This window comes from Micromonospora sp. HM134, assembly GCF_007833915.1.
Lineage (GTDB): Bacteria > Actinomycetota > Actinomycetes > Mycobacteriales > Micromonosporaceae > Micromonospora > Micromonospora wenchangensis.
Genome location: NZ_CP041061.1, coordinates 1,105,861 through 1,118,577, shown reverse-complemented (window position 1 = coordinate 1,118,577; position 12,717 = coordinate 1,105,861). Strand labels below are relative to the sequence as shown.

Here is a 12,717-nt window from a genome sequence, read left to right as displayed (position 1 = left end):
CGGTGGATACGAAGGGACGGCTCCGCCGCGACGGATACGGCCGCCTGGCTGCTGCGGCGCGGGTCCGACGCGAACTGCATCGACTGGTGATGGTGCTGAATGCCTGAATTGCCAGATTGGGAGAGATCAATCAGGGCCGCGAGAACCGCAGACGGCGTCACGGCATGGCCGGGCAACGCTGGTCACGGTCGGTTCGGGCGGTCGGGCTGCACCCCAGCAGCACCCTGACGCCTCGCCGACTTGCAGCGAAGGTACGGGGCACGAAAACCCCTGTCAAGATGCGGAATGTTATCTCGCATTGCGTCAACACGACGGGTGCCGGCACCTCGGCCGCACCGGCGAACGCGCAGGTAACGATACGTCTCCCCTGGTTGACCGGGCCCACAGCGGCGGCTAGCTTCTCCACCAGATGCCGTCGGCCCCCGGGAGTGGACATGAGCGTGGAAGAGCCCGTCGCGGCCGTTCCCGCCATCTCCCGCGCGCCGATCGGCCACTGGAAGGGACCGGAGTTCCCCGCCATCCGCCCCGGCACCGGCGCGGGCAAGGCGCTCGTCCCGTTCTGATCGGCAACTCCGCGCCCCGGCGCACCCTGCCCAGATCCGGCCGCGTCGGCCGCTCCTGTCCACACCGTGGCCGAGCCGCCCGTCGTCGGTGACCCCAGCACCCCGGAAGCTGTGGCAGCCCCTCGCCCCGCACCCGGGACGGCCCCTCCGCCGTCCCGCCGGCCCCGGCGCAGGAGACCCGCCCACCCCCGCGACCCCAGCCGGGCAGGTGGGCCGGTCCCCACACCCCATCGCGCGGGTGGCCGGCCCGGTACGGGCGTAGTCACGACGACCGGCCACCCCGCGTTACCGACCCCAGCCGACGCCGGGGTGGCCGACATCGTCAGCCCGTCGACTCACGCCGCCCCTGGCCCGGGACGGCGTCGTCAGCCGGGGCCGGACACGGAAAAGCGGCCCGGTCGATGCTCGACCAGGCCGCTGACCTGTTGCCTCAAGGGTGGAGCCGAGGGGACTCGAACCCCTGACCCCCACACTGCCAGTGTGGTGCGCTACCAGCTGCGCCACGGCCCCTTGCGGTCGTCCCCGGTCGCCCGGGCACGGAGAGAACTATACACACGCGGCCGAGCATGGTCATCTCGCGGGGGTCCCCGGCGGATCAGTTCAACGCCACGTCCGGCGGGAAGTGCGCGACCGCCGCCATCATGCCGCCCTGCCGGCGCAGCACCATCGGCCAGAGGTCGTCCGGGCGGTCGACGAAGGCGTCACCGGGCAGCGCGTCGAGCACGAACCAGGAGCCGTCCTCGATCTCCTGCTCCAGTTGCCCGGACCCCCAACCGGAGTAGCCGGCGAAGACCCGGATGCCGCCGATGCTGTCGCGCATCCGTTCCGGATCGGAGGACAGGTCGACGGTGCCGACCGCGCCGGAGATCGGCTGGAAACCCTTCAGCCGGCGCATCGGATGACGCATCCGGGCCAGGCAGATCGCCGACTCCGGCTGCACCGGGCCGCCCTCGAAGAGCACCGCCGGGTGCCGGGCGAGATCGCTCCACTCGCCGAGGACGTCCGCGACGGCCACCTCGGTGGCCCGGTTGAGCACCACCCCGAGCGCCCCGTTGGCCTCGTGGGCGACCAGCAGCACCACCGTACGATCGAAGTTCGGGTCCTTGAGGGCCGGCGTCGCGACCAGCAGCCGCCCCGTCATCGACTCCACGGCACGACCGCTGATCGCCGGTCCCTCCCCCTGCGTCTCGGACATCGTCAGCCGCGCACCGGGTCCGACAACCGGGCACCACCGACCATCTGTGCTCTCACCGCCATGCCTGGCACCATAGCCTGCACCCGGTGCGGTGGCTAAGGTCTGACCGACAGGTGATCGAGGGCGGTCGAGGGAGGATCGATGGGACCGACGGCGGACATCGCGGTGATCGGCGGTTCGGGGCTGTACGCGCTCCTCGACGACGCCACGGAACACCAGGTCGAGACCCCGTACGGCGCCCCCTCGGACGTGCTCACCATCGCCACCGTGGGCGGCCGGTCGGTGGCCTTCCTGCCCCGGCACGGGCGTGATCACCGCCACCCCCCGCACCTGATTCCGTACCGGGCGAACCTGTGGGCACTGCGCACGTTGGGAGTACGCCAGGTGCTCGCCCCCTGTGCCGTCGGCGGGCTGCGTCCCGAGTTGGGCCCCGGCACGTTCGTGGTGCCCGACCAGCTGATCGACCGCACCAGCGGCCGGGTGCAGACCTACTACGACCAGGGCGCGGTGCACGTGGCGTTCGGTGACCCGTACTGCCCGGTGGGGCGGCGTACCCTGCTCGGCGCGGCGGCCGGGCGCGACGTGCCGGCGGTCGACGGCGGCACGGTGGTGGTGGTCGAGGGGCCCCGCTTCTCCACCCGTGCGGAATCCCGCTGGTACGCCGCGATGGGCGGCACGGTGGTCAACATGACCGGCCACCCGGAGGCGGTGCTCGCCCGCGAACTGGCCCTCTGCTACACCTCCATCGCCCTGGTCACCGATCTGGACGCCGGGGTGGAGGCGGGCGACTCGGTCACCCAGGAGGAGGTGTTCCGGGTCTTCGGCGAGAACACCGACCGGCTGCGCGGCGTGCTGCTGGACGCGGTGGCCGCCCTGCCCACCGACCGCGACTGCCCCTGCGGGCACGCGCTGGACGGCATCCGCACCCCGTTCCCCCTCCCCTGACCCGTCGCCGTACAGCTGGCGCGACGCGCGCCCGGCACGCCCCCGGACAGGGCAATCGCCGGCAAAGCGCGCGGAGCGCCGCCTGCCGCCCGATAGATTCGGCAGGTCAGGGGTCCGGTCCCGGCGGACACCGGACGGGCCGGGGACACGGAGGCGGAGGGCGATGGCGACCGTCCGGGAGACCACCTACGACCTGCTCCGCGCCCTCGGCCTGACCACGGTCTTCGGCAACCCCGGCTCGACCGAGGAGCCGTTCCTCCAGGACTTCCCGGCCGACTTCCGTTACGTGCACGCCCTGCACGAGGCGTCGGCGGTCGCCATGGCCGACGGGTACGCCCAGGCCACCGGCCGGCCGGCGCACGTCAACCTGCACACCGCCCCGGGCACCGGCAACGGCATGGGCAACCTGGTCACCGCCTGGCACAACCGGACGCCGCTGATCGTCTCCGCCGGGCAGCAGAGCCGGGAGATGCTGCTGATGGAGCCCCGGCTGGCCAACCGGCACCCCACCGAGCTGCCCCAGCCGTACGTGAAGTGGAGCCACGAGCCGGTGCGGGCGCAGGACGTTCCGGCGGCGTTCATGCGGGCGTACGCCACGGCGGCCCAACCACCGAGCGGCCCGGTCTACCTCTCCCTGCCGTTGGACGACTGGCACCAGCCGGCGGACCCGCCGCCGCAGGTGCGGACGGTGGCCACCCGGTTCGCCCCCGACCCGCGTCGGCTGCGGGAGTTCGCCGCGCTGCTCGCCGCCGCCCGCAACCCGGTGCTGGTGCTCGGCGCGGCGGTGGACCGGGCCGCCGCCTGGCCGGTGGCGGCGGCGGTGGCCGAGCGGCTCGCCGCGCCGGTCTGGTCCGCGCCGGCGCCGGAGCGGGCCGCCTTCCCGGAGCACCACCCGCACTACCGGGGGGTGCTGCCGTACGCGATCGCCCCGCTGGCCGAGAAGCTCACCGGGCACGACGTGGTGCTGGTGGTCGGCGCGCCGGTGTTCCGCTACTACCCGCACGTGCCCGGCGACCACCTGCCGCCCGGGGCCCGGCTGCTGCACGTCACCGACGACGCGGACGAGGCGGCGCGGGCCCCGGTGGGCGACAGCCTGCTCGGTGACGCCGGGCTGACCCTGGCCGCGCTGCTGGACCTGCTGCCGGCGGCCGACCGGCCGACGCCGCCGCCCCGCCCGACGCCGGAACCGCCCGGCACCGGCGACCCGCCCGACGCGGACGCGCTCTTCGCCGCGCTGGCCGCCTGCTGGCCCGCCGACGGGGTGCTGGTGCAGGAGTCACCGTCCAACCTCGCGGCGCTGCGGCGTCGGCTCCCGGTGACCCGCCCGGCGTCGTACTTCACCATGGCCAGCGGCGGGCTCGGCTACGGGCTGCCCGCCGCCGTGGGCATCGCCCTCGCCGAGCGGGACACCGGGCGGGGCCGGCCGGTGGTCGCGGTGATCGGGGACGGCTCCTTCCACTACTCCGTACAGGCATTGTGGACCGCCGCGCGGCTGCGGCTGCCGGTGGTCGTCCTGGTCCCGGTGAACCAGCAGTACGCCATCCTCAAGGCGTTCGCCGAGCTGAAGTCCACCCCGGGGGTGCCCGGCCTGGACCTGCCGGGCCTGGACCTCACCGCCATCGCCCGGGGCTACGGCTGCGCCACCCGGGTCGTCGACGCGCTGCCCGACCTGGCCGACGCGCTCACCGAGGCACTACGCGCCGACGTCCCCACCGTGCTCCCCACCCCGATCAGCACCACCATCCCCACCCTCCTCTGATCCCCCCGCCACCCTCCGCCCCCGCCCCGCCGGCCTCGCCTCGCCCCGCCCCGCCCCGCTCACCCGCGTTGATCAAGAGGTTTACGTCATCCTGGGCGGGCGATGTGACGCGAACTTCTTGATCAACACGGGCGGGAGACGTCCGAACGGGGAGTCCGGGTGCGAGGACGGTCGGGCGTGTCAGTGGGTGGTGAGGGTGAGCACCCGGCCGGTGGCGACGTCGAGCACCGGGCGTTTGCCGAGCGGGGCCGCCAACGTCACGGTGACCGGCTTGAGCACCGCCAGGTCGATGCACTCCCCGGCGCCCCGGGCCACCCCGCCGCCGACCACCACCACGTCGCCGCTCTCCCGCACCAGGGCGGTGGGCCCGCTGTCGCAGGCACCCATGCCCACCGTGTACGTCAGCCGGGCGCCGTCGACCCGTCGGAGCTGGTCGGCACCGGCCACCCCGGCCGGCAGGGGCCGGTTCGGGGTGGCGGGCCCCGGGGCGGCGGTGACCGCCCGGGGCGCCACCGCCAGGCGGGCCACCGGGCTGGTCAGCTCCGCCACGGTGAAGATCCAGGCGGGTACGGCGGCGACCCCCCGGCTGGTACGCACCTCGGCGGTGCCCAGGGTGGCCCCGGTGACCGTGAGCGGGATGCAGGCCGCCTGGGTGGAGACGGGATCGTCCGGCCGGGCGCCGACGGTGGGTTCGGGGGTCCGTGGTCCCCGGGGTCGCCCCTCGCACGGCGGCGGGTCCCCCTGGTCGAGCTGCCGGTACGCCTCGGCGGCGCTGATCAGGGGAACGGTCAGGGCGCCGTCGGGGAACCGGATCGCCCCGTCGGCGGGTACGTCGGTCGGCAGCGCGATCTGGTCCCGGTACCAGCCGGCGCGGAAGGCCGCCTCGGTGCCGGCGTCGAAGCCGGGTTGGCCGGTGAGCACCGTGGCGTCCTGCAACGGCAGGTACCCGCTCGACCAGTCGGGGCCGGGCCGCCACGCCCCGGCGACCTCGGCGGCGCGCTCGTCGAACGCCTCCCGCTGCCGCCCCGGATCACCCCCGACCGCCCCACCGTCCCCCGCCCCACCGGGCACAGACCCGGCTGCCGCACACCCACCCACCGCCACCAGGAGCCCCAACCCCCACGCCAGCCCTACGATTCGCCGCATCCCCCTGAGACGCCCACCCGCCCCCTCCCGGTTCCCTCCCTCCCAGCAACTGGCCCCGCCCGTCCCACCCGGACCCGCCCCGTTGATCAGGACCATGCGCCCGGGCCCGGCCCCGTTGATCAAGAGGTTTGCGTCAAGTTGATCTCCAACCTTGACGCAAACCTCTTGATCAACGAGGCGAGGCGGGGCGAAGCGACGCGGGGCGAGGCGCGGGGCGAAGCGAGGCGGGGCGGGGCGGATCAAGGCGGAGCGGAACAGCGGGGCGGACGAGGCCAGCCCGGGGGTGGACCAGGGGAGGCGGGACGGCCGGGAGGGGGAACAGTGATGCGCCCCGGTCCTTGGGGACCGGGGCGCATATCGAGGTGGTGGAGGTGCCGGGAATCGAACCCGGGTCCTTCGCCGGTTTGTCAGGGCTTCTCCGAGCGCAGCTCGCTATGCCTCTACTCGGCCCCACCGCTCACGCGAGCAAGTTGGTGTGACGGGCCCAGTCGCTGATTGATCTCGCCGCACGGACCCCGCGACCGGGTCCGATTGGCCAGCCTTCTAGCTGATGCCGGCTAACTGGGTCGAAGGCGCTCCCAGGCCGACAGACTTGCTACTCGCCTCAGGCGGCGAGAGCGAAGTCAGCGCGATTGTTCTTGGCGCTTATTGGTTTCCGACGACCGATTCTCGAGACGACGTCGGCTTCCTCGGCTCGCTTCCCCTGTCGCTGCGTACGAAGTCGAAACCAGTCACCCCCTCGACGGGCCGCCGGTTGTGGCGGCACTGACCAGACTAACGCCTGCCGCAACGGGTTTCATCCCGAGCCCCGGGCCGGCGCGCCGACCTGGACAAACGGGATGAATCAGTCGTCCATCCCCTTGCCGCGCCGACCCGACACCCGGGCGATCTCCCGGTCGGCGTCCCGCTTGGCGAGGTCCTGCCGCTTGTCGTACGACTTCTTGCCCTTGGCCAGGGCGATCTCCACCTTGGCCCAGCCGTCGGAGAAGTAGACCTGCAACGGGACCATGGTCAGGCCACCCTCGCGGGTCTTGCCGATCAACTTGTCGATCTCCAGCCGCTTGAGCAGCAGCTTGCGGGTACGCCGGGGCTCGTGGTTGGTCCAGGTGCCCTGGGTGTACTCCGGGATGTGCATGCCGTGCAGGAACAGCTCGCCGTCACGTTCCTGGGCGAACGCGTCGACCAGCGAGGCCCGGCCGGCGCGCAGCGACTTGACCTCGGTGCCGGTCAACGCCATGCCCGCCTCGTACGTGTCGAGGATGGCGTAGTCGTGGCGGGCCTTCCGATTGGAGGCGACCACCTTGCGACCCTTTTCCCGTGGCATCCGGCGCCACCCCCCTTCCACTACGCGCACCGACCACCCGGCCGGTGAGCGGGGATCATGCTACCCGAACGACAAGGACCCTCCCGCGCCGTTTCTTCCCGGCCCGGGAGGGTCCCCACGGAGAGCCCTGCGGTGAACAGACCCGCAGGTGGAAGCGTGACTAGACCCGCAGGTAGAAGCGGAGCGTGACCCAGGCGGTGGCGGCGCTGATCAGGCCACCGACGCCGGCCATCAGCGGGAACATCAGGAAGATGTCCGACCACTGGACGGGCGAGAGCAGCCCCTCCAGCGCCTTCAACGAGCCGCTGAACAGCAGTTGCTTCGCCCCGATCAGCGCGATCAGGCCCAGCACCGAGCCGATCAGGCCGGCGACCACCGCCTCCAGCACGAACGGCGCCTGGATGAACCAGTTCGACGCGCCGACCAGCTTCATGACCGCGACCTCACGCCGCTTGCTGTACGCGGCCACCTGGATGGTGTTCGCGACGAGCAGCAGCGCGGCGATCGCCATCACCACGGCGGCGGCCAGCGCGATGTTCTGGATCGCGGTGAGCACGTTGAAGATCTTGTCCAGCAGCCGGCTCTGGTCGACGATCACGTCGACGCCCTCGGTGCCCTGGTACTGGTCGTAGATGTTCTTGTACTGCTCCGGGTTGACCAGCTTCAGCCGGAACGACTCGGGGAGCAGGTCCGGCTTCACGGCGTTCACCAGGTCGGGCGCGTCCTGGTACATCTCCTTGAAGGTCTTGTACGCCTCGTCCTTGTTGACGTAGAGGACCTCCTTGACCAGGGGGTCGCTCTTCAGCTTGGCGTCGAGGTCGGTGCGCTGCTGCTCGGTGACGTCGGTCTTCAGGAAGATCGAGACTTCGACGTTCTTGTAGTAGAGGTCCTTCATGTCGCCGACCTGCTTGTACATCAGGCCACTGGCGCCGAGCATGGTCAGCGAGACCGCCATCGTGATGATCATCGCGACGGTCATGGTGACGTTGCGCCACAGTCCGACCAGTACCTCGGACAGGACGTACTTCATCCGCATCGGGTGTTCCTCCGGCTCTCCGGCGTGAGGTGTTCGTCGTCAGGTCGTACGGCAGGGGTGGAGCGCCGGCTCACCCGTAGACGCCGCGGGCCTGGTCGCGCACGATGCGGCCGCTTTCGATCTCGACGACGCGACGGCGCATCTGGTTCACGATGTTGGAGTCGTGTGTGACCATCACGACGGTCGTGCCGGTGCGGTTGATCCGGTCCAGCAGGCGCATGATCTCGATCGAGGTGTCCGGGTCCAGGTTTCCGGTCGGCTCGTCCGCCAGCAGGATCAGCGGACGGTTCACGAACGCCCGCGCCACCGCGACCCGCTGCTGCTCGCCACCGGAGAGCTCGTGCGGGTACCGGTGCTCCTTGCCACCGAGACCGACCAGCTCCAACACCTCGGGCACGACCCGGCGGGCCACCGCCTTGGTCTTGCCGATCACCTCCAGGGCGAACGCCACGTTCTCGTAGGCGGTGCGGTTCGGCAGCAGCCGGAAGTCCTGGAAGACGCAGCCGATGGACCGCCGGAAGTGGGGTCGCTTCCAGGAGCGCATCGACGTGACGTCCTTGCCGTTGACGATGACCCGGCCCTTGTTGGGGGCGACCTCGTGCAGCAGCATCTTGATGATCGTGGACTTGCCGGAGCCGGATGGCCCGATGAAGAAGACGAACTCGCCCTTCTCGATCGAGACGGACACGTTGTCGAGCGAAGGCCGGGACGCCTTCGGGTACGTCTTCGTCACTTGCTCAAGCTGAATCACGGGTGGTGAGTCTACGCGGTGTAACCGCAGAGCCAAGTGGCACGCCCCGCCGATGCGGGGCGCGTCATCGATTCGCCCGGTCAACCCGGGATCGACGACGCGCCCCGTTCACGATCGATCACGCAGCGTCGTTGGCGAGCTGCTGCTGCTTGCGCCAGCGGATACCGGCTTCGATGAAGCTGTCCAGCTCACCGTCGAAGACCGAGGACGGATTGCCGGTCTCCTGCTCGGTTCGCAGATCCTTCACCATCTGATAAGGATGCAGGACGTACGAGCGCATCTGGTCGCCCCAGGAGCTGGTGCTGCCGGTCTTCAGGCCGGCCAGCTTCGCCTCCTCCTCCTGCCGCTTGCGCTCCAGCAGCCGGGACTGGAGCACCCGCATCGCGGAGGCCTTGTTCTGGAGCTGGGACTTCTCGTTCTGGCAGGTCACCACGATGCCGGTGGGGATGTGGGTGAGCCGCACCGCCGAGTCGGTGGTGTTGACGCTCTGCCCACCCGGCCCGGAGGACCGGTAGACGTCCACCCGGACCTCGTTCTCCGGGATGTCGATGTGGTCGGTCTGCTCGGTGACCGGCAGCACCTCCACCCCGGCGAAGCTGGTCTGCCGGCGGCCCTGGTTGTCGAACGGGCTGATCCGGACCAGCCGGTGGGTGCCCGACTCGACGCTGAGCGTGCCGTAGGCGTACGGCACCTTGACGGTGAAGGTGGCGGACTTGAGGCCGGCCTCCTCGGCGTACGAGGTCTCGTAGACCTCCGTCGGGTAGCCGTGCCGCTCGGCCCAACGCAGGTACATCCGCAGCAGCATCTCGGCGAAGTCGGCCGCGTCCACCCCGCCGGCGCCCGCCCGGATGGCGACCAGCGCCTCCCGGGAGTCGTACTCGCCGGAGAGCAGGGTGCGGACCTCCATCTCCTGGATGGCCTTGGTCAGCGTGGCGATCTCGGACTCGACCTCGCCCAGCGCCCCGGAGTCGGCCTCGTCCTCGGCCAACTCCAGCAGCACCCGGGCGTCGTCGAGCCCGGACCGCAGGCTGCCCAGCTTGCTGATCTCGCCGTTCACGTACGACAACTGCGAGGTCACCTGCTGTGCCTTGGCCTGGTCGTCCCAGAGATCCGGCGCGGACGCCTGCTCCTCCAGCCGGGCCTTCTCCTCCCGCAGACGGTCGAGGTCGAGCACCGACTCGATGTTGCGCAGGGTCGCGTCGAGTTCCTTGAGCTGTTCGGCGTAATCGGCAGCGGTCACGACAGACAAGCGTACTGTGCGTGCGGCGGTCCGCTCACGTCACACCACCTACCAGGGCGGATGATCAGCCGACCGGGGCGGTCTTGAGCCAGGACAGCGCGGCCTTGTGGTAGGCGACGGCGAACTCCAGCGCGCTGGCGTCGTACTCGTCACCCTCCTTCTTGGCGGTCTTGACCTGTTCGCGCACGTAGGCGAGGGCCTCGGTGTGGTACTCGTTCGCCGAGGTGTAGAGGTTCTTGAGCTGGCTGGCCGAGTGCAGGTTGCCGAACGCGATGCGCAGGGCGATCGGGTTGCGGATGGTGTCCCGACCGGGATTCTCCGCCAGCCAGCGGGAGAAGGTCCGCTTGCCGGCCGCGGTTATCGCGTAGGGTTGACTCATCCGCGGCCCGGGCTTGCCCAGCCGCACGAAACCACGCTCAGCCAGCACCGGCAACTCACGGTAGACCTGGCTGCGTGTCATCGACCAGTACGGCGCCAGTCGGCGCTCAGCGGCGGCCATCAGTTGGCCACCTGTCATCGGCCCCTCGTGCAACAGACCCAGCAGGGCCGCCGCGGTGGGGTTGACTCCGGAATCCGCCATGCCGTCTAAGCTGCCACTTTGCCGTCCCGGCGTCCAGGATTTCCGGATTTGCCACCCGGGAGGATTTCCAATGTGCACTGTCGGCCGACGACAGTGCTCCCAGGACCACCCCGACCGCCGCCCCGGACCCGACCGCCGGAGGCGTGCCGGCCCGTCGCCGGGTCGGGCGGGGCCGGCCGGCGGGGACGTCGTCGCACGCCACCGCCGGCCGTCGCCGGTTCAGCCCATGTGCGGGTACGTGTGGTCGGTCGGCGGCACGAACGTCTCCTTGATGGTCCGGGGCGACATCCAGCGGACCAGGTTGTGCCACGAGCCGGCCTTGTCGTTGGTGCCGCTGGCCCGCGCGCCGCCGAACGGCTGCTGCCCGACCACCGCCCCGGTCGGCTTGTCGTTGACGTAGAAGTTGCCGGCCGCGTACCGCATCCGCTCGGCCACCGTGTCGATCACCCGGCGGTCGGTGGCGAAGACCGACCCGGTCAGCGCGTACGGCGCGATCGACTCGGCCTGGGCGACCACGTCGTCGAACCGGGCGTCGTCGAAGACGTGCACGCCGAGGATCGGCCCGAAGTACTCGGTGGTGAACGTCTCGTGGGCCGGGTCGGCGCACTCGAACAGGGTCGGCCGGACGAACCACCCGACCGAGTCGTCGGCGGTGCCGCCGGCCAGCACCCGGCAGCTGTCGTCCCCGGCGATCAGCTCCAGCGCGGCGGTGTGCCGGTCGAACGCGCGGGCGTCGATCACCGCGCCGCCGAAGTTGCCGAAATCGGTCACGTCGCCGTAGGTCAACGCGTCGGCGGTGGCGGCCAGCCGGTCGCGCAGTCCGCCCTCCCACAGCGACCGGGGCACGTACGCCCGCGAGGCCGCCGAGCACTTCTGACCCTGGTACTCGTAGGCGCCCCGGATCAGCGCGGTGTGCAGGGCGTCGACGTCGGCGCTGGTGTGCGCGACGACGAAGTCCTTGCCGCCGGTCTCGCCGACCAGCCGGGGGTAGCCCCGGTAGGAGGCGATGTTCTCGCCGACCGTGCGCCACAGCTGCTGGAAGACCTTGGTGGAGCCGGTGAAGTGGATGCCGGCCAGGTCCGGGTCGGCGAGCACCACGTCGGAGACCTCCTCGCCCCGCCCGGTGACCATGTTGATCACGCCGGGGGGCAGGCCGGCCGCCTCGAACAGCCGCATGGTGAAGTGCGCCGCGAACTGCTGGGTGGGGCCCGGCTTCCAGACCACGGTGTTGCCGAGCAGGGCCGGCGCGGACGGCAGGTTGCCGGCGATCGCGGTGAAGTTGAACGGGGTCACCGCGTAGACGAAGCCCTCCAGCGGGCGGTGGTCGAACCGGTTCCACACCCCCGGCGACGAGTTCGGCTGGGCCGCCAGCAACTCCCGGGCGAAGTGCACGTTGAACCGGAGGAAGTCGATGAACTCGCAGGCCGCGTCGATCTCGGCCTGGACGGCGGTCTTGGACTGGCCGAGCATGGTGGCCGCGTTGAGGGTGTCCCGCCACGGGCCGGCCAGCAGTTCGGCGGCGCGCAGGAAGACCGCGGCCCGCTCCTCGAACGGCAGCGCCCGCCACATCGGCGCGGCGTCCTTGGCGGCCCATACGGCGGCGCGGGCGTCGTCGTGGGTGGCGTGACCGGTGACCCCGAGGATGTGCGCGTGCCGGTGCGGCTGGACCACGTCGATCGGGTCGCCGCCGGCCATCCGCTGCTCGCCGGCGATGGTCATCGGCAGGTCGATCCGGTCGGCGGCCAGCTCGGTCAGCCTCCGCTGGAGCCGCTCGGCGTCGGCGCTGCCCGGCTCGTAGGTGCGTACCGGCTCGTTGCGCGGCTCGGGTACGGAGAACACGGCGTCCATCACAGGCTCCTGGGCGATCTCGACAGCGGCGGCGAAATCGGACCCGCAGGCACCGACCGGACGGCCGGACGCCGGACACCGCGCGGGGAGGCTGTTCGCGGCGGCGGGACCTCCGGCGATTCTCCCACGCCCGGCTCGCGGGGCTCACGCCCCGCCCGCCCCATACCGTGGATCACGAGGCGAACACCCCCAGTCCGGTGACGATTCCCCACCGAAAGCACGATCCGGACGAAGAAAAGCAGGAGGACCGACCCGGTCGGCCGCCGCCGGCACGCCCCGGCGACGGCACCGGGTGTACCGCGCCCCGGGCCGGCCGGGAGCCCTCCACGC

The 12,717-nt window shown here is 71.4% G+C and carries 11 protein-coding genes, 1 tRNA gene and 1 other RNA gene; 3 read left to right on the top strand and 10 right to left on the bottom strand.

What is annotated here, in order from left to right; all coding sequences use genetic code 11:
* The first annotated feature begins 434 nt into the window (after positions 1-434).
* A complete protein-coding gene (locus FJK98_RS34500; protein WP_255470128.1) occupies positions 435-563 on the top strand; it encodes a hypothetical protein in 129 nt (42 codons plus the stop codon).
* A 437-nt stretch (positions 564-1,000) separates the two neighbouring features.
* On the opposite strand, the gene FJK98_RS05380 is transcribed toward FJK98_RS34500, so the two are convergent.
* Positions 1,001-1,073: transfer RNA gene (locus FJK98_RS05380), tRNA-Ala, on the bottom strand.
* 85 nt (positions 1,074-1,158) lie between these two features.
* Complete coding sequence (locus FJK98_RS05375; protein WP_088642982.1) at positions 1,159-1,758, bottom strand: YqgE/AlgH family protein; 600 nt, start codon at positions 1,756-1,758, stop codon at positions 1,159-1,161.
* 141 nt (positions 1,759-1,899) lie between these two features.
* On the opposite strand from FJK98_RS05375, the gene FJK98_RS05370 reads away from it, so the two are divergent.
* Both FJK98_RS05370 and mdlC read left to right on the top strand, forming a co-directional pair.
* The gene (locus FJK98_RS05370) at positions 1,900-2,703 is read left to right on the top strand and encodes an S-methyl-5'-thioadenosine phosphorylase (RefSeq protein ID WP_145918039.1); all 804 of its coding nucleotides are present in this window, start codon (positions 1,900-1,902) and stop codon (positions 2,701-2,703) included.
* A 163-nt stretch (positions 2,704-2,866) separates the two neighbouring features.
* A complete protein-coding gene (mdlC, locus tag FJK98_RS05365) occupies positions 2,867-4,462 on the top strand; it encodes a benzoylformate decarboxylase (RefSeq protein ID WP_145918038.1) in 1,596 nt (531 codons plus the stop codon).
* A 180-nt stretch (positions 4,463-4,642) separates the two neighbouring features.
* Here mdlC and FJK98_RS05360 read toward each other — a convergent pair whose 3' ends face one another.
* The 8 genes from FJK98_RS05360 to pruA all read right to left on the bottom strand — a co-directional run bounded on the left by FJK98_RS05360 (position 4,643) and on the right by pruA (position 12,387).
* Positions 4,643-5,608, bottom strand: a complete 966-nt coding sequence (locus tag FJK98_RS05360; protein ID WP_145918037.1) for a hypothetical protein — start codon at positions 5,606-5,608, stop codon at positions 4,643-4,645.
* Between the two features lie 363 nt (positions 5,609-5,971).
* Positions 5,972-6,347, bottom strand: a transfer-messenger RNA (tmRNA) gene (ssrA, locus tag FJK98_RS05355).
* A 105-nt stretch (positions 6,348-6,452) separates the two neighbouring features.
* The gene (gene smpB / locus FJK98_RS05350; protein WP_067306250.1) at positions 6,453-6,932 is read right to left on the bottom strand and encodes an SsrA-binding protein SmpB; all 480 of its coding nucleotides are present in this window, start codon (positions 6,930-6,932) and stop codon (positions 6,453-6,455) included.
* Positions 6,933-7,092: 160 nt separating this feature from the next.
* A complete protein-coding gene (ftsX, locus tag FJK98_RS05345) occupies positions 7,093-7,968 on the bottom strand; it encodes a permease-like cell division protein FtsX (RefSeq protein ID WP_088642978.1) in 876 nt (291 codons plus the stop codon).
* 70 nt (positions 7,969-8,038) lie between these two features.
* Positions 8,039-8,719: a cell division ATP-binding protein FtsE gene (gene ftsE, locus FJK98_RS05340; RefSeq protein ID WP_088642977.1), complete on the bottom strand. Its 681-nt coding sequence runs from the start codon at positions 8,717-8,719 to the stop codon at positions 8,039-8,041.
* Between the two features lie 118 nt (positions 8,720-8,837).
* Positions 8,838-9,959 carry a peptide chain release factor 2 gene (prfB, locus tag FJK98_RS05335; protein WP_088642976.1) on the bottom strand — a complete coding sequence of 374 codons (1,122 nt, stop codon included), beginning with the start codon at positions 9,957-9,959 and terminating at the stop codon, positions 8,838-8,840.
* 64 nt (positions 9,960-10,023) lie between these two features.
* The gene (locus FJK98_RS05330; RefSeq protein ID WP_145918036.1) at positions 10,024-10,539 is read right to left on the bottom strand and encodes a PadR family transcriptional regulator; all 516 of its coding nucleotides are present in this window, start codon (positions 10,537-10,539) and stop codon (positions 10,024-10,026) included.
* A gap of 219 nt (positions 10,540-10,758) precedes the next feature.
* On the bottom strand, positions 10,759-12,387 hold the full coding sequence (gene pruA, locus FJK98_RS05325) for an L-glutamate gamma-semialdehyde dehydrogenase (RefSeq protein ID WP_145918035.1): 1,629 nt from the start codon (positions 12,385-12,387) through the stop codon (positions 10,759-10,761).
* Positions 12,388-12,717 lie beyond the last annotated feature (330 nt).